The sequence below is a fragment of the Pseudomonas fluorescens genome (assembly GCF_004683905.1).
GTDB lineage: Bacteria > Pseudomonadota > Gammaproteobacteria > Pseudomonadales > Pseudomonadaceae > Aquipseudomonas > Aquipseudomonas putida_A.
Genome location: NZ_CP038438.1, coordinates 445880 through 462207, shown reverse-complemented (window position 1 = coordinate 462207; position 16328 = coordinate 445880). Strand labels below are relative to the sequence as shown.

Here is a 16328-nt window from a genome sequence, read left to right as displayed (position 1 = left end):
CGACTTCCACTATGAGTGCTCTTTCAAAGGAATGGTGCGCGGACGTTCCAGCCAGGCGCCTTCGCCGTCGGGCACGATCTCGACCACATCGACCTGAGTGGCGCTGATGGCGACAATGCGCCCGTCGTTGCGCCCCAGGTAGTCGCCGACTTTCAACCGATGCACTGCACCCGCCCCGCGCAGCAAGGCGAAGGAGCCGCTGGCATTGGAGATCGTGCCGACCATTTCAAACTGCTCGATGTTGAAACCTTCGAGGTATTGCTTGACCCGGTTGGGGTCGGGTTTGACGTTGCGCGAGCCACGCTGCTGCCCGGCCAGATCGACGCGCACCTGGCGCGAGAACGGGCTACGCAGGTTGGCCGCGCTGTAGGTAAAGGTGGGATAGGAATGAAAGGTCGGCGTCGGCTCGATCTTGCCGGCCGGGCGCAGACGCACTTCGTTCATGTAGGCGTCGAGGTCGCTGAATTCGTCACTGCTGCCGCAACCACTGAGGCCGAGCACCAGCACTGACAGGGCGAAATAACGGATCGGGGTCATTTGTCCAACCCCTTGTCGTTATAGCGGTAGGTCTTGGCGAGGATGCTCATGCGCAGCTTCGTCCCGCCGTCGGGATTGGCCGGTGCCAGTTCGAAATCGTGCAAGGTGACGATCCGTGGCAACCCGGCGACGCCACTGACGAAGGTCGCGAGGTCGTGGTAAGCCCCGGTGACAGTGATCTGGATCGGCAGCTCGATGTAGAACGGCTGGGTCACCTCCGGCAGCAGCTTGATCTCTTCGAATTCAAGACCGCTGCCCAGCCCGGTACGGGTAATGTCCTCGAGCAATCCCGGGACCTCGGTGTCGCTGGGCAACTGCCGCAAGAGCACGCCGAAGGAGGTCTCCATCTCCTTCATCTGCTGGGTGTAGAGCTCCAGGTTGGCAGCCATGTGCGCCTTGCTGGCGAACTGCTCCTTCAAGGTGTCCTCTTCCTGACGCTTGGCTTCCAGCTGGTTTTCCATGTCGCTGATAAAAAAGTTATAGCCAAGCGCCAACACCAGCACCGCCAGCAATGCTCCCGCGATAGTTTTCACCGCGGCCGGCCAGGAGCCGATATTGCTGGTGTCCAGATCGTTGAAGTCGATGTTGCGCAGACTTTGCAGCCATTCGGACGGCTTCATTTTTCGCCCTCCGTCACGGCTGGCTGGGTCTGACGCACAGTCAGCTGAAAGACGTTGGCCTGATCCACCTGACCGGCGGTCGTCGCTTTCACCTCGTTCAAGCTGGGCGCATCGAACCAGTCGGAAGCGTCCAGATTGCGCATCAGCTCCGAGACGCGATTGTTCGACTCCGCCGCGCCACTGATCGACAGCGTCTTGCCGAGCAATTTCACGCTGGTGAAATACACCCCGTCCGGCAGCGTGCGCGCCAGTTGGTCGAAGATCCGTCCGCTGATCTGCCGGTTGCCCTGCAAGTCCTGGATGATGCGCATGCGCTCGACCAGTTGCTGGCGCCGTGCCTTGAGTTCGCTGATCTGCTTGATCCGTTCGTCGACCACGGCGATCTGTTTGCCAATGTAGTCATTGCGTGCTGCCTGCCGCTCGATGGCGGTACTGAAGATCTGATCGGCGATGAACACTGCGCCCACCGAACCGACGAACACCCCGATCAGGATCAGCAGAAAGCGTTTGCGCCGCTCTTCGCGACGTTCCTCACGCCAGGGGAGAAGGTTGATCCGCGCCATCAGTCGAAACTCCTGAGCGCGAGCCCGCAAGCAATCATCAGGGCCGGCGCGTCACTGGCCAGGGCTCCGGCGTTGACCTTGCTGCTCAAGGCCATGTCGGAAAACGGGTTGGCGACCTGGGTCGGGGTGCCCAGACGCTGTTCGATCAGCCGATCCAGCCCCGGCACCGAGGCGGTGCCGCCGGCCAGCAGAATGTGATCGACCGCGTTGTACTGCCCGGAGGCAAAGAAGAACTGCAACGAGCGCGAGACCTGCTGCACCAGAGCATCACGGAACGGTTGCAATACCTCGCTGACATAGTCGTCCGGCAGACCGCCCTGCTTTTTCGCCAGCCCGGCCTGCTCGACGGTCAGGCCGTAGCGGCGCTGGATCTCCTCAGTCAGCTGCCTGCCACCGAACAGCTGCTCACGGGTATAGATGATGCGGCCGTTGTGCAGGACGCTGAGGGTGGTCATGGTCGCGCCGATGTCCACCACCGCCACGGTCAGGCGTTCCTGCGAGGCTGCCAGTTGAGTAGCGAGCAGGCCGAACGAGCGCTCCAGCGCATAGGCCTCGACATCGACCACGCGCGCGGTCAGCCCCGCCAGCGCCAGCGCCGCTTCGCGGACTTCGACGTTTTCCTTGCGACAGGCGGCCAGCAGCACGCTGACGCGCTCCGGGTTGCGCGGCGACACGCCCTGGACTTCGAAATCGATGGCGACTTCGTCCAGTGGATAGGGAATGTATTGGTCGGCTTCGATCTTCAGCTGGTTTTCCAGCTCATCATCGGTCAGTCCGGCGTCCATCTCGATGATCTTGGTGATCACCGCAGAACCGGCCACCGCCACCGCCACGCTCTTGAGCCCGGTGCGTGCCTTGACCAGCACCCGGGACAAGGCATGGCCCACGCCTTCGAGCTCGGCGATGTTCTTTTCGACCACGGCGTTGGGCGGCAGCGGCTCTACCGCGTAGGCCTCGACCCGGTAGCGATCGCCCTGACGGCTCAACTCCAGCAGCTTCACCGAAGTGGAGCTGATGTCGATCCCCAGTAACGTATTGGTCTTTTTCTTGAAGAGTCCCAGCACTACCAATTCCCTATGACTTTCCGTGAGTTACGGACTCTGTAATACGCATTGCGTTCCTTCACCCCGTCTTGACAGAAGCGCAAATGACGCCCCCAGCAGAAAAGTGCTTATAATGCCCAGCGTTTTTTTCCGCTTTTTACTGCCGGCCCAGGCTGTTCTGTGTGTTACCGGAACCCTGCCGCCCAATTCATTCTTTGCCCTGGATGTTCAAAAGCCTTGATTCGTCTGCTGAAATTTTTCGGTTGGTCCATCGTCGCCGTTTTCTGCGGACTGCTTTTAGGTCTCAGCGGCGCGTTTCTTTACCTTAGTCCGGGTTTGCCGTCTGTGGAGGCGCTGAGAAGCATTCAGTTGCAGATTCCGCTCCGGGTCTACAGCAGCGACAACAAGTTGATCGCAGAATTTGGCGAAATGCGCCGTACTCCGATCCGTTTCGCCGACATTCCACCCAATTTCATTAATGCGTTACTAAGTGCTGAAGACGACAATTTCGCCAACCACTATGGCGTCGATCCGAGCAGCCTGATGCGCGCCGCGACCCAACTGGTCAAAAGCGGGCACATTCAGTCCGGCGGCAGCACCATCACCATGCAGGTGGCGAAGAACTTCTTCCTGACCAGCGAACGCAGCTTCTCGCGCAAAACCACCGAGATTCTTCTGGCCCTGCAGATCGAACGGCAGTTGACCAAGGACGAGATCCTCGAGCTGTACGTGAACAAGATTTATCTGGGTAACCGCGCCTACGGCATCGAGGCGGCGGCGCAGGTGTATTACGGCAAGTCGATCCGCGACGTCAGCCTGGCGCAGATGGCGATGATCGCCGGCCTGCCGAAAGCCCCGTCGCGCTTCAACCCGCTGGCCAACCCGGCGCGCAGCAAGGAGCGCCGCGACTGGATTCTCGGACGCATGTACAAGCTCGGAAAGATTTCCGAGGCTGACTACACCGCCGCGATCAACGAGCCGCTGAACGCCAGCTATCACGTGCCGACCCCGGAAGTGAACGCACCGTACATCGCCGAAATGGCCCGTGCCGAAATGGTCGGTCGCTATGGCAGCGACGCTTACACCGAAGGTTTCCGCGTCACCACCACGGTGCCGAGCAACCTGCAGGAAATGGCCAACACCGCGCTGCACGAAGGCTTGATGACCTACGATCAGCGCCATGGCTACCGCGGACCCGAGTCGCGCCTGCCGGGCAAGACTCACGAAGCCTGGGCGACCGAGCTGACCAAGCAGCGCACCATCAGCAGCCTGGAGCCGGCCATCGTTACCCAGGTCGACAAGAATGGCTTGCAGGTGCTGACCCGTACCGGCGAAGAACACGTCGCCTGGGACACCATGAAATGGGCGCGGCCGTTCCTCAACACCAACAGCATGGGCGCCGCACCGCGCCAACCGTCGGATGTGGCGCAGGTCGGCGATCTGATTCGCGTGCAGCGTCAGCCGAACAATTCGCTGAAATTCAGCCAGATCCCGCAGGCGCAAGGCGCGCTGGTATCGCTGGATCCGCAGAACGGCGCGATCCGCTCGCTGGTCGGCGGCTTTGCGTTCGAGCAGAGCAACTACAACCGCGCCCTGCAGGCCAAGCGTCAGCCGGGTTCGAGCTTCAAGCCGTTCGTCTACAGTGCTGCACTGGACAGCGGTTATACCGCCGCGACGCTGGTCAACGATGCGCCGATCGTGTTCGTCGACGAGTACCTGGACAAGGTCTGGCGGCCGAAGAACGACACCAACACCTTCCTCGGCCCGATCCGTCTGCGCGAGGCGCTGTACAAGTCACGTAACCTGGTGTCGATCCGCCTGTTGCAGGCGATGGGTGTGGGCAAGACCATCGACTACATCACCCGCTTCGGCTTCAACAAGCAGGACCTGCCGCCGAACCTGTCGCTGGCGCTGGGCACCGCGACCCTGACCCCGATGGAAATCGCTACCGGCTGGAGCACCTTTGCCAACGGCGGCTACAAGATCACCCCGTACATCATCGACAAGATCGAAAGCCGCAACGGTGACACGCTGTTCGTCGCCAACCCGCCGACCGTGCCACAGGGTGGCTCGGCGACCGATGGCCTTGCCGCGCCGGAGTCTCAGCCGATCACCGTCAACGCCGCACCGGTTCCGGGTGAAGCACCGGGCGCTGCCACTGCGCCACAAGCGCCGGCCGTTGCCGAGCGGATCGTCGATGGACGTACCACGTACATCCTCAACAGCATGCTGCAGGACGTGATCAAGCTCGGCACCGGACGCCGCGCACTGGCCATGGGTCGCAGCGACATCGCCGGCAAGACCGGTACCACCAACGAATCGAAGGATGCGTGGTTCTCCGGTTACAACGCCGATTACGTGACCACCGTGTGGACCGGCTTTGACCAGCCGGAAAGCCTTGGTCGCCGCGAGTTTGGTGGCACCGTGGCGTTGCCGATCTGGATGAACTACATGTCTGCCGCGCTCAAGGACAAGCCGCCGCACGTACAGCCTGAGCCGGAAGGAATTCTCAGCCTGCGGGTGGATCCGGTCAGCGGTCGTGCGGCAACGCCGAGCACGCCGGGCGCCTACTTCGAGCTGTTCAAGTCCGAAGACACGCCGCCCTCGGTGAATGAGCTGGGCAACGGCGCCGTACCGGGCAGTCCGCTGCCGGCGGATGAGCAGGCACCGATCGATCTGTTCTGATCAATGCGCCCCAAAAAGCCCCGCCTTCGAAAGAAGTGCGGGGCTTTTTTATGCCTGAAAATCAAGAGCCCCCTCACCCTAGCCCTCTCCCGGAGGGAGAGGGGACTGATTGGGGGATGCTCGGGCGTTGCGCCGACCTGAACGTGCTGTGCCGAATCCATAATCGACACCACCCTTATAGGTCGGCGTATGAACCCAGACAACTCGGTCAGTCCCCTCTGCCTTTGGGAGAGGGTTAGGGTGAGGGGGCTCTTGATCTTCAGGCACAAAAAAGCCCCGACTCTCACAAGCCGGGGCTTTCGTTGAAGCGCTACAACGGCTTAGCCGTTGAACACGTCATCCACGCTTTTCAGCGGGTAGTTCTTCGGATACGGCAGGGTGGCCACACCGGTCTCGATCGCAGCCTTGGCCACAGCGTCGGAGATCAGGGTGATCAGGCGCTTGTCCATTGGCTTCGGAATGATGTACTCACGACCGAATTCCAGAGGCGCACCACCGTAGGCGTCGCACACGTCCTGTGGCACTGGCAGTTTGGCCAGTTCGCGCAGGGCGTTGGCCGCAGCCACTTTCATTTCTTCGTTGATGCGCTTGGCGCGAACGTCCAGGGCACCACGGAAGATGAACGGGAAGCCCAGAACGTTGTTGACCTGGTTCGGGTAGTCGGAACGACCGGTGGCCATGATCACGTCGCTGCGAGTGGCGTGCGCCAGTTCCGGGGAGATTTCCGGATCCGGGTTCGAGCAGGCGAAGACGATCGGGTTGGCCGCCATCGACAGCAGACCTTCAGCGCTCAGCAGGTTCGGGCCGGACAGACCGACGAACACGTCAGCGCCTTTCAGAGCATCAGCCAGGCTGCGCTTGTCGGTGGCGTGAGCGAACACGGCTTTGTACTGGTTCAGGTCATCACGGCCGGAGTGGATCACGCCGGTACGGTCAACCATGAAGATGTTTTCGATTTTTGCGCCCATGCTCACCAGCAACTTCATGCAGGAGATGGCCGCAGCGCCGGCGCCGAGGCAGACGATTTTGGCTTCCGGCAGGGTTTTGCCGGCGATTTCCAGGGCATTGATCATGCCCGCAGCGGTCACGATCGCGGTGCCGTGCTGGTCATCGTGGAATACCGGAATGTCGCACTGCTCGATCAGAGCACGTTCGATCTCAAAGCACTCAGGCGCCTTGATGTCTTCCAGGTTGATGCCACCGAAGGTGATGGAGATGCGTTTTACGGTGTCGATGAAGGCTTGCGGGCTTTCGGAGTCGACTTCGATGTCGAATACGTCGATACCGGCGAAGCGCTTGAACAGTACACCTTTACCTTCCATCACTGGCTTGGAGGCCAGTGGGCCGAGGTTACCCAGGCCCAGAATCGCGGTGCCATCGGAAATGACTGCAACCAGGTTGCCCTTGCCGGTGTATTTGTAGGCCAGTTCAGGATCGCGGGCGATCTCACGCACTGGTTCAGCTACGCCGGGGCTGTAGGCCAGCGACAGGTCGCGGGCGGTAGCAGTGGCCTTGGTGAGCTCGACACTCAGCTTCCCTGGACGAGGATTGGCATGATATTCGAGAGCGGCAGTTTTCAGATCAGACATTTTGGCATTCCGCTTTTTACTGTTGGACAGACTGGTCAGCGAGGATACGCGCCTCGCAAAGTCCCCACAAGACTGAGCGGTCACCCCTGTCAAGCGCCCTGTCCTACGACTTTGGGCCAAGAGCCACGGCGCACAAGGGCTGGACTGTTCACAATCGACAGAAAAAATGTCTACAATTTTTCTTCAGCGCGCGCTTTGCAGCATCGACGGATCGGTCAACGGCAGCAGCCAACGCGGCTGACCCGGTTTCAACCCGCCACGCCGCGAACGGTCGACGACCCAGCCGCGAGCCTCGATCTGCCTGCCCTGTAGCGTCTGCAACCGGGCGTTGTCGAATTGTCCGACCAGATTGGGTGCAACGCGCAGTACAACCGAGTCCTGCAACTCGATCCAGATTCCGCCGCGATTGCGTTGAACCTTGCTCACACGCCCACTGACCACGGCGAAACCCGAAGTGCGGATCTGCTCCGCTTTCAGTACAGGTAACTGGCGCCACAGGCCCCGACCGGCCTGCCGGGCGCTGCGTTCGGCCGCCTGCTGACAGGTAACAAGATCGACATTCGGTGCCACCGCCACCTGAAAACCGAGGCCGTCGGCGAGCATTTTCGCTTCAAGATTGGTGCCGCTGGTGCTGTAGACATGCGCGAGGGTGCGACCGTAATGGTCTTTGGCCTGCTGGCCGGGTTGCAAACCGACCCGCCCACCGCTGTCCGCCACCAAGGCTTCAAGGCGTTTGCGCGCCGCCACGGCGAAGGGCTCGTCACTGCGACCCTGCTTGCCCAGCTCCGGCGTGTTGAGACCGATCATCCGCACACTGCGCCCATCGCTCAGGCGTAGCGTGTCGCCATCGACCACGCGCTGGACGCTGACGCTGCTGAGGCCGGCAGGCGTGGGGCAAAATGCCTGGGCAGCGGACAGCCAAATCGCGGACACAAAAAAGGCGCCCACAAGGGACGCCTTTTTCATCAGCCTGGAGAAACCGTCGAAGTTTTCCAGAATGACCAATCTTACTTCTTGGCGCCGAAGGCACCGAAACGGTCGGCGAACTTCTGAACGCGGCCACCGGTGTCCAGAGTCTTCTGCTTACCGGTGTAGAACGGGTGGCACTCGTTGCAAACGTCGATCGCCAGGGCTTTGCCGAAGGTCGAACGGGTTTCGAACTTGTTGCCGCAGCTGCAGGTTACTGCAACTTCTGGGTAATTCGGGTGGATATCAGCTTTCATGATGTCTTCCTCAGCTAGCGTGCCGCCACCCAACACTATTGTTGAATACCGCACGTAATTAGGCCGCGGATTCTACCAGACAATGTCAATCGCGCAAGCTGTCCCTGAGACCGACCGTCTGCTAGGCTCCCGGGCTTGAACGCACTCCCCTGTGGGAGCGAGCTTGCTCGCGAATGCGTTGTGCCAGTTGATGACTTCGTGCCTGACACACCGCGTTCGCGAGCAAGCTCGCTCCCACAGTTGATCTGCGCCAAGCCTCCTTTTGTGTTGATAGAGATCCCCCCGCGTGCCCGACGCCATTCTGCGCCTCGCCCTGCCTTCGCCCCTGCGCCGCCTGTTCGACTATCGGGCCCCGGCCGGGGTGCTGCGCGCCCAGTTGCAGCCGGGCATGCGCCTGCGGGTGCCGTTCGGGCGGCGGGAGATGATCGGGATTCTGGTCGAGATCACCGATACCAGCGACGTGCCGCTGGAGAAACTCAAACCGGCGTTGGCCCTGCTCGATGCAGAGCCGCCGCTGCCGCCCGCACTGTTCAAGCTGTGCCTGTGGACGTCGCAGTATTACCAGCACAGCCTCGGCGACACCTTGAGCTGGGCGCTGCCGGTGCTGCTGCGTCAGGGCGAACTGGCCGAGGCGCGACAGGAGCGCTTCTGGTCAGTCGCCCCCGGCGCCAGCCTCGATGATCCGCGCGTCGCCCGCGCGCCACGGCAACGGGAAGCACTGGCAACACTGGCGCAGCACCCGCACGGCGTGGCCCATCAGTTGTTGAGCAAGCTGATGCTGAGCAAGGACAGCCTCGACCTGCTGCTGGCCAAGGGTCTGGTGCAAGTAGAGATTCGTCGGCACGCTCCTGGCGTGCGCCATGAACATTGGTTGGCGCAACCGGAGTTGCCGCTGAACACCGAACAACGCGCCGCTTACGAAGCGATCCGTGCCGGGTTCGACAGTTATCACGCGTTTCTGCTGGCCGGCGTCACGGGCAGCGGCAAGACCGAAGTCTATTTGCAACTGATCCGCGAAACCCTCGAAGCAGGCAAGCAGGCGCTGGTGCTGATCCCGGAGATCAACCTCGGCCCGCAGACCCTGGCGCGTTTCGAACAGCGCTTCAACGCGCGCATCGCCCTGCTGCATTCGGCGGTCAACGACCGTGAGCGCCTCGACGCCTGGCTCGCTGCCCGCGACGGCGAGGCCGACATTATTATCGGCACTCGCTCGGCGCTGTTCACCCCGATGAAGAACCCGGGGCTGATCATCATCGACGAAGAGCACGACGGCTCCTATAAACAGCAGGAAGGCCTGCGCTACCACGCCCGGGATCTGGCACTGGTGCGCGCGCGACAGGAAAACATCCCGATCGTCCTCGGGTCCGCCACGCCTTCACTGGAAAGCCTGCACAACGCCTACACCGGTCGTTATGGCCTGCTGCGCCTCAACGAGCGGGCCGGCGGCGCCAGGCAACCACGTTTCCTGCGGCTGGACGTGAAAAGCCGTCCGCTGGACAGCGGCATTTCCGGGCCGATGCAACAAGCCATTGGCCAGACCCTCGCGGCCGGCCAGCAGGTGCTGGTGTTTCTCAACCGGCGCGGCTTTGCGCCGACGTTGCTGTGCCACGATTGCGGCTGGATGTCCGAGTGCTCACGCTGCGATGCGCGAATGACCGTGCACCAGCGCTACGGCGAACTGCGCTGCCACCACTGTGGCAACGTCGAGCGCACGCCGCGCCAATGCCCCAAGTGCAACAAAGTCGATCTGCGGCCGGTGGGCGCCGGCACCGAACGCGCCGAAGAACGCCTGGCGATTCTGTTCCCGGACTACCCGGTGCTGCGCGTCGACCGCGACAGCACTTCGCGCAAGGACGCGATGAATCAGCTGTTCGCGACCATTCAGAAGGGTCAGCCATGCATTCTGGTCGGCACCCAGATGTTGGCCAAGGGGCACCACTTCCCCCGGGTTACGCTGGTGTCGATTCTGGATGCCGACGGCGGACTGTTCTCCGGCGACTTCCGTGCCAGCGAGCGCATGGCGCAATTGATCGTGCAGGTCGCCGGGCGCGCCGGGCGGGCGGAGGAGCCGGGCAAGGTGATCATCCAGACCCACCTGGCCGACCATCCTTTATTGGTGCAACTGACCGAGCAGGGTTACTTCGCTTTCGCCGAGCAGGCCTTGAGCGAGCGCCGGGCTGCCGGACTGCCACCGTTTTCACACTTGGCCCTGTTGCGTGCCGAAGCGCACAAACCGGGGCAGGCCGAAGGTTTTCTCGATGAGGCATGCAGCGCGGCCGAACGCTTGCTGGTCGAGCAGAATCTGAGCGGCATCGAATTGCTCGGGCCGGTGCCGGCGCCGATGGAGCGCCGAGCCGGTCGCTATCGTGCACAGTTGTTGGTGCAGGCGACAGCGCGGACGCCGCTGCATCGGTTGCTCGCCAGCTGGTTGCTGGAATTAGAGCAGATGCCGAGCGGGCGCGCGGTGCGCTGGTCGCTGGATGTCGATCCCGTGGATCTGTATTGATCTGAAAATCGCCTTCGCGAGCAAGCCCGCTCCCACATTGGATCTGCGGCGTTCATAGATTATGTGTCTGACACCGATCCCCTGTGGGAGCGGGCTTGCTCGCGAATAGGCCCGAATTGTCACCACATATCCATAAGCTGCCTGCTAAGGTTGGCAAGCCCGTCTTCGCAACGGATAATGCCCAGTTTTTCCACCCGCGCATCGATGCGCCGCCGCGCTTGCGGTCGAAAGAGAAGACCATGAAAGACACCATTCGCCAGCTGATCCAACAAGCCCTCACCCAACTCGTCAACGAAGGTGTGTTGCCTGAAGGCCTGTCGCCGGCGATTCAGGTGGAGAACGCCCGCGACAAAACCCACGGCGACTTCGCCAGCAACATCGCCATGATGCTGGCCAAGCCTGCGGGCATGAAGCCGCGCGATCTGGCGGAGAAAATCATCGCTGCGCTGCCGGCCGACGAGAACGTCACCAAGGCCGAAATCGCCGGTCCGGGCTTCATCAATTTCTTCCAGAACACCCAGGCCCTCGCCTCGCGCCTCGACGCCGCTCTGGCCGACGCTAACGTTGGCGTGCGCAAGGCCGGCCCGGCGCAGCGCACCGTGGTCGACCTGTCGGCACCGAACCTGGCCAAAGAGATGCACGTCGGCCACTTGCGCTCGACGATCATCGGCGACGGCGTGGCCCGTGTTCTCGAGTTCCTCGGCGACGAAGTGATCCGCCAGAACCACGTGGGCGACTGGGGCACCCAGTTCGGCATGCTGATGGCGTATCTGCAGGAAAACCCGATCACCAGCGACGAGCTGTCCGATCTGGAAAACTTCTACCGCGCCGCCAAGCAGCGTTTCGACGAATCCGAAGAGTTCGCCGACCGCGCCCGTGGTCTGGTGGTCAAGCTGCAGGCCGGCGATGCCGAGTGCCTGGCGCTGTGGACCAGGTTCAAGGACATCTCGCTGTCGCACTGCCAGAAGATCTACGAACTGCTCAACGTCAAACTGACCATGGCCGACGTGATGGGCGAAAGCGCCTACAACGACGACCTGATCAACGTGGTCAACGACCTCAAAGCCGCCGGCATGCTGGTCGAGAGCAACGGCGCCCAGTGCGTGTTCCTCGACGAGTTCAAGAACGCCGACGGCGATCCGCTGCCAGTGATCATCGTCAAGGCTGACGGCGGTTACCTGTACGCCACCACTGACCTGGCGGCCGTGCGCTATCGTTCTGGCAAACTGAAGGCCGACCGCGCGCTGTACTTCGTCGACCAGCGTCAGGCCCTGCACTTCCAGCAAGTGTTCGCCGTGGCGCGCAAGGCCGGTTTCGTGACCCATCCGATGGAAATGGAGCACATGGGCTTCGGCACCATGAATGGCGCCGACGGCCGTCCGTTCAAGACCCGTGATGGCGGCACCGTGAAGCTGATCGATTTGCTGACCGAAGCGCAGGAACGTGCCTACAACCTGGTCAAAGAGAAAAACCCGACACTGGCCGAAGACGAACTGCGCAACATCGCCAAGGTTGTCGGCATCGGTGCGGTGAAATACGCCGACCTGTCCAAGCACCGCACCAGCGACTACAGCTTCAACTTCGACCTGATGCTGAATTTCGAAGGCAACACCGCGCCGTACCTGTTGTACGCCTATACCCGTGTGGCCGGTGTGTTCCGCAAACTGGGCAAGGACTTCAGCGAAGTCGATGGCCAGATCGTCCTCGAAGCGGCGCACGAGCAAGAGCTGGCGGCGAAACTGGCGCAGTTCGGCGAAGTGCTGAACAACGTCGCGGAAAAAGGCACACCGCACATCCTCTGCACCTATCTGTATGACGTCGCCGGTCTGTTCTCCAGCTTCTACGAGAACTGCCCGATCCTCGCCGCCGAGACGCCGGTCCAGATGCAGAGCCGTCTGCGTCTGGCCGCGCTGACCGGTCGTACTCTCAAGCAAGGCCTGGAACTGTTGGGCCTGGAAACTCTGGAGCGCATGTAAGTTGGCTGCCAAGAAAAAACCTGCACCCAAGCGTGGCGCCAGCCGTTACCAAGCTCCTGCAAAGCAACCGATCCCGGGCTGGCTGTGGATGGCCATCGGCCTGACGGTCGGTGCGTTCATCGTGTTCCTGATGAAACTGGAGCCGGGCAAGGGCAGCGACACGGTCAAGCGCGAGAAAGTCGAGCAGGCGCAGCAGCAGAAAGCGTCGAAGATCGCCGAGGCCAACAAGACCCCGCCGAGCCCGACGCAACCGGTGAAGCCGAAGTACGACTTCTACACCTTGCTGCCGGAATCGGAAGTGATCGTGCCGCCGGATGCCGTGCCGGAGAAAACCCTGCCGACGCCACAAGTGCCGACCACGCCGGTCACCCCGGCGGAAGCGGCGAAGATCGACACCGCGCGGGCGCAGGCTGCGCTGTCAGGTATTACCCCGCCGCCAGCGCCACCGGTGGCGAAAGCGGCGCCGGTGACCAAGTTCTTCCTCCAGGCCGGTTCGTTCCGCAAAGAGGCGGACGCGGACAAGGTGCGGGCGCAGATCATTCTGCTGGGCCAGGCTGTTTCGGTTGAGTCGGGCACGGTGAAGGATGAAACCTGGTACCGCGTATTGGTCGGCCCGTTCAGCAATCGCGAGCAACTGACCACTGCGCAGAAACAACTGGCCGGCAGCGGCTTCAGCAACCTGTTGTTACAACAACGCCAGAGCCGCTGATTGCCCCCCCGTGGGCAGCCTCATTCCGAGGCTGCCCACAATCCCTGTGGTGAGGGGATTCATCCCCGACCGGCTGCGCAGCAGTCGTAAATCCAGCATGCGCGGTGTGCCAGACCGGCTGCAATCGCAGGTCTCAGGGCCGCTTCGCGCCCCATCGGGGATAAATCCCCTCGCCACAGTCATCAAACACCATTCGTCTCCCATTGCCCTGCCCGGTTGAAATCCTCTCCAGCACCCCCATATGAATGGGCATAAGGCATTTTCGCCCCGCTGCGTGGAGACTCTTCCCTTGACCACCATCGTTTCAGTCCGCCGCCACGGCAAAGTCGTCATGGGCGGCGACGGCCAGGTTTCTCTCGGCAACACCGTGATGAAAGGCAACGCGAAGAAAGTTCGTCGCCTGTACCACGGCCAGGTCATCGCCGGTTTCGCCGGTGCCACCGCCGACGCCTTCACCCTGTTCGAACGTTTCGAAGGCCAGCTCGAGAAACATCAGGGCCACCTGATCCGCGCCGCTGTCGAACTCGCCAAAGAATGGCGCACCGACCGCTCCCTGAGCCGCCTCGAAGCCATGCTCGCGGTCGCCAACAAGGACGCGTCCCTGATCATCACCGGTAACGGTGACGTGGTCGAACCCGAGAATGGCCTGATCGCCATGGGTTCCGGCGGTGGCTATGCACAGGCTGCAGCCAGCGCACTGTTGAAAAAGACCGACCTGTCGGCCCGTGAGATCGTCGAAACTGCCCTCGGTATCGCCGGCGACATCTGCGTATTCACCAACCACACTCAGACCATTGAGGAGCAGGATCTCGCTGAATAAGCCTGACGCGGCCAAAGTGCCACGGCTTGTTTCTGCTTGAGGACCGTCAATTACTATGTCCATGACTCCCCGCGAAATCGTCCACGAACTCAACCGCCATATCATCGGCCAGGACGATGCCAAGCGCGCCGTCGCGATTGCCCTGCGCAACCGCTGGCGCCGCATGCAGCTGCCTGAAGAGCTGCGCGTTGAAGTGACCCCGAAGAACATTCTGATGATCGGCCCGACCGGTGTCGGTAAAACCGAAATCGCCCGTCGCCTGGCGAAACTGGCCAACGCGCCGTTCATCAAGGTCGAAGCGACCAAATTCACCGAAGTCGGCTACGTTGGCCGCGACGTCGAATCGATCATCCGTGATCTGGCCGACGCCGCGATCAAGATGCTCCGCGAGCAGGAAATGACCCGCGTGCGTCACCGTGCCGAAGACGCTGCCGAGGACCGCATCCTCGACGCGCTGCTGCCACCGGCGCGCATGGGCTTCAGCAATGAAGAAGCCCCGAGCAGCGATTCCAACACCCGTCAGCTGTTCCGCAAGCGTCTGCGCGAAGGCCAGCTGGACGACAAGGAAATCGAGATCGAAGTCGCCGAAGTGGCCGGCATCGAAATCGCCACGCCGCCTGGCATGGAAGAAATGACCAGCCAGCTGCAGAACCTGTTCGCCAACATGGGCAAGGGCAAGAAGAAAGCTCGCAAGCTCAAGGTCAAAGAAGCGCTGAAACTGGTGCGCGACGAAGAGGCCGGGCGTCTGGTCAACGAAGAAGAGTTGAAGGCCAAGGCGCTGGAAGCGGTCGAGCAGCACGGTATCGTGTTCATCGACGAGATCGACAAGGTCGCCAAGCGCGGCAATGTCGGCGGCGCCGACGTGTCCCGTGAAGGCGTACAGCGCGATTTGCTGCCGCTGATCGAGGGCTGCACCGTCAACACCAAGCTGGGCATGGTCAAGACCGACCACATCCTGTTCATCGCCTCCGGTGCGTTCCACCTGAGCAAGCCGAGCGATCTGGTGCCGGAGCTGCAGGGCCGTCTGCCGATCCGTGTCGAGCTCAAGGCGCTGAGCCCGGAAGACTTCGAGCGCATCCTCAGCGAGCCGCACGCTTCGCTCACCGAGCAATATTGCGCGCTGCTGAAAACCGAAGGCCTGAACATCCAGTTCCAGCCGGAAGGCATCAAGCGTCTGGCGGAGATCGCCTGGCAGGTCAACGAGAAAACCGAGAACATCGGTGCCCGTCGTCTGCACACGCTGCTTGAGCGTCTGCTGGAAGAGGTGTCGTTCAGTGCCGGCGACCTGGCCAGTGCGCATGATGACAAGCCGATCCTGATCGACGCTGCGTACGTCAACAGCCACCTGGGCGAATTGGCGCAGAACGAAGACCTGTCCCGTTATATCCTGTAAGCCATACTTACAGCGGTAGCGGACCCTGTGGGAGCGGGCTTGCTCGCGAAGAGGCCGTGCCAGTCGACAGCAATGTTGGCTGACATACCGCATTCGCGAGCAAGCCCGCTCCCACATTTGAATCAGGGTCGCCCACACAACGGACGCCAGACCATGACCTCAATCCCCACCGACATCAAACTGCACAAAGCCTCGAAAACCCTGACGCTCACCTACGCGTCCGGCGAGGAGTACACCCTGCCCGCCGAATTCCTGCGCGTGCATTCCCCTTCCGCCGAGGTCCAGGGCCACGGCAAACCGATCCTGCAATTCGGCAAGCTCAATGTCGGCCTCAGCGGCCTGGAACCGGCCGGTCAGTACGCACTGAAACTGACCTTCGACGACGGTCACGACAGCGGCCTGTTCACTTGGGATTATCTCTACGAGCTGGGGCGACGTCATGACGCACTCTGGGCCGATTATCTGGCCGAGCTCAAAGCGGCCGGGAAAACCCGCGATCCGGACCAGTCAATCGTCAAGCTGATGCTCTAGTCCGAGACTCTTGCTCTTTAGAGGGCATTTTCTAAATTCATCTGTTTGAATGCTCTGCTGTGTGGCCGAGGATCGGCCTGCTTGCGAAAAAAATTAAACTCGGGTAACCAATGGAGCTGGCAAGTTCCCTGCA

At 61.7% G+C, this 16328-nt stretch carries 14 protein-coding genes; 7 read left to right on the top strand and 7 right to left on the bottom strand.

Annotated elements, in window-relative coordinates; genetic code table 11:
- Window positions 1–9 precede the first annotated feature (9 nt).
- From E4T63_RS02090 to E4T63_RS02075, 4 genes are read right to left on the bottom strand one after another with little or no spacing between them, the layout of a single operon-like run.
- Window positions 10–537 carry a pilus assembly protein PilP gene (locus E4T63_RS02090; protein ID WP_098966815.1) on the bottom strand — a complete coding sequence of 176 codons (528 nt, stop codon included), beginning with the start codon at window positions 535–537 and terminating at the stop codon, window positions 10–12.
- Window positions 534–1157, bottom strand: a complete 624-nt coding sequence (gene pilO / locus E4T63_RS02085) for a type 4a pilus biogenesis protein PilO (RefSeq protein WP_098966813.1) — start codon at window positions 1155–1157, stop codon at window positions 534–536. The genes E4T63_RS02090 and pilO overlap by 4 nt, the downstream gene beginning before the upstream one ends.
- A complete protein-coding gene (locus tag E4T63_RS02080) occupies window positions 1154–1720 on the bottom strand; it encodes a PilN domain-containing protein (protein ID WP_134785244.1) in 567 nt (188 codons plus the stop codon). The genes pilO and E4T63_RS02080 overlap by 4 nt, the downstream gene beginning before the upstream one ends.
- Window positions 1720–2784: a pilus assembly protein PilM gene (locus tag E4T63_RS02075; RefSeq protein WP_096794691.1), complete on the bottom strand. Its 1065-nt coding sequence runs from the start codon at window positions 2782–2784 to the stop codon at window positions 1720–1722. Before E4T63_RS02075 ends, E4T63_RS02080 begins: the two co-directional genes overlap by 1 nt.
- A gap of 219 nt (window positions 2785–3003) precedes the next feature.
- Here E4T63_RS02075 and E4T63_RS02070 point away from each other — a divergent pair, with 219 nt between their 5' ends.
- Window positions 3004–5448, top strand: coding sequence for a penicillin-binding protein 1A (locus E4T63_RS02070; RefSeq protein WP_373558105.1), 2445 nt, complete (start codon window positions 3004–3006; stop codon window positions 5446–5448).
- A 320-nt stretch (window positions 5449–5768) separates the two neighbouring features.
- Here the strand turns inward: E4T63_RS02070 and E4T63_RS02065 are convergent, their stop codons facing one another.
- From E4T63_RS02065 to rpmE, 3 genes are all read right to left on the bottom strand, one after another.
- Window positions 5769–7037, bottom strand: a complete 1269-nt coding sequence (locus tag E4T63_RS02065; protein ID WP_003220889.1) for a malic enzyme-like NAD(P)-binding protein — start codon at window positions 7035–7037, stop codon at window positions 5769–5771.
- 183 nt (window positions 7038–7220) lie between these two features.
- Window positions 7221–8003, bottom strand: a complete 783-nt coding sequence (locus E4T63_RS02060) for a thermonuclease family protein (RefSeq protein WP_135296900.1) — start codon at window positions 8001–8003, stop codon at window positions 7221–7223.
- 41 nt (window positions 8004–8044) lie between these two features.
- A complete protein-coding gene (rpmE, locus tag E4T63_RS02055; RefSeq protein ID WP_007968345.1) occupies window positions 8045–8260 on the bottom strand; it encodes a 50S ribosomal protein L31 in 216 nt (71 codons plus the stop codon).
- Between the two features lie 286 nt (window positions 8261–8546).
- On the opposite strand from rpmE, the gene E4T63_RS02050 reads away from it, so the two are divergent.
- The 6 genes from E4T63_RS02050 (at window position 8547) to E4T63_RS02025 (ending at window position 16195) form a co-directional block, all read left to right on the top strand.
- The gene (locus tag E4T63_RS02050; protein ID WP_135294790.1) at window positions 8547–10766 is read left to right on the top strand and encodes a primosomal protein N'; all 2220 of its coding nucleotides are present in this window, start codon (window positions 8547–8549) and stop codon (window positions 10764–10766) included.
- 239 nt (window positions 10767–11005) lie between these two features.
- On the top strand, window positions 11006–12742 hold the full coding sequence (gene argS / locus E4T63_RS02045; protein ID WP_135294789.1) for an arginine--tRNA ligase: 1737 nt from the start codon (window positions 11006–11008) through the stop codon (window positions 12740–12742).
- A 1-nt stretch (window position 12743) separates the two neighbouring features.
- Window positions 12744–13451 (top strand): SPOR domain-containing protein, encoded by a 708-nt coding sequence (locus tag E4T63_RS02040; protein WP_041074932.1) that lies wholly within the window; start codon window positions 12744–12746, stop codon window positions 13449–13451.
- Window positions 13452–13740: 289 nt separating this feature from the next.
- Entirely contained in the window at window positions 13741–14271 is a 531-nt protein-coding gene (hslV, locus tag E4T63_RS02035) for an ATP-dependent protease subunit HslV (RefSeq protein ID WP_135294788.1), read from the top strand.
- 55 nt (window positions 14272–14326) lie between these two features.
- Window positions 14327–15664: an ATP-dependent protease ATPase subunit HslU gene (gene hslU, locus E4T63_RS02030; protein ID WP_007968354.1), complete on the top strand. Its 1338-nt coding sequence runs from the start codon at window positions 14327–14329 to the stop codon at window positions 15662–15664.
- Window positions 15665–15817: 153 nt separating this feature from the next.
- The gene (locus E4T63_RS02025) at window positions 15818–16195 is read left to right on the top strand and encodes a gamma-butyrobetaine hydroxylase-like domain-containing protein (protein WP_135294787.1); all 378 of its coding nucleotides are present in this window, start codon (window positions 15818–15820) and stop codon (window positions 16193–16195) included.
- Window positions 16196–16328: the final 133 nt, after the last annotated feature.

Excerpts from the sequence above, each read along its gene's own strand:
- E4T63_RS02090 (WP_098966815.1), bottom strand. The coding sequence starts at position 537 with ATGACCCCGATCCGTTATTTCGCCCTGTCAGTGCTGGTGCTCGGCCTC.
- pilO (WP_098966813.1), bottom strand. The coding sequence starts at position 1,157 with ATGAAGCCGTCCGAATGGCTGCAAAGTCTGCGCAACATCGACTTCAAC.
- E4T63_RS02080 (WP_134785244.1), bottom strand. The coding sequence starts at position 1,720 with ATGGCGCGGATCAACCTTCTCCCCTGGCGTGAGGAACGTCGCGAAGAG.
- E4T63_RS02065 (WP_003220889.1), bottom strand. The coding sequence starts at position 7,037 with ATGTCTGATCTGAAAACTGCCGCTCTCGAATATCATGCCAATCCTCGT.
- E4T63_RS02060 (WP_135296900.1), bottom strand. The coding sequence starts at position 8,003 with ATGAAAAAGGCGTCCCTTGTGGGCGCCTTTTTTGTGTCCGCGATTTGG.
- rpmE (WP_007968345.1), bottom strand. The coding sequence starts at position 8,260 with ATGAAAGCTGATATCCACCCGAATTACCCAGAAGTTGCAGTAACCTGC.
- argS (WP_135294789.1), top strand. The coding sequence starts at position 11,006 with ATGAAAGACACCATTCGCCAGCTGATCCAACAAGCCCTCACCCAACTC.
- hslU (WP_007968354.1), top strand. The coding sequence starts at position 14,327 with ATGTCCATGACTCCCCGCGAAATCGTCCACGAACTCAACCGCCATATC.
- E4T63_RS02025 (WP_135294787.1), top strand. The coding sequence starts at position 15,818 with ATGACCTCAATCCCCACCGACATCAAACTGCACAAAGCCTCGAAAACC.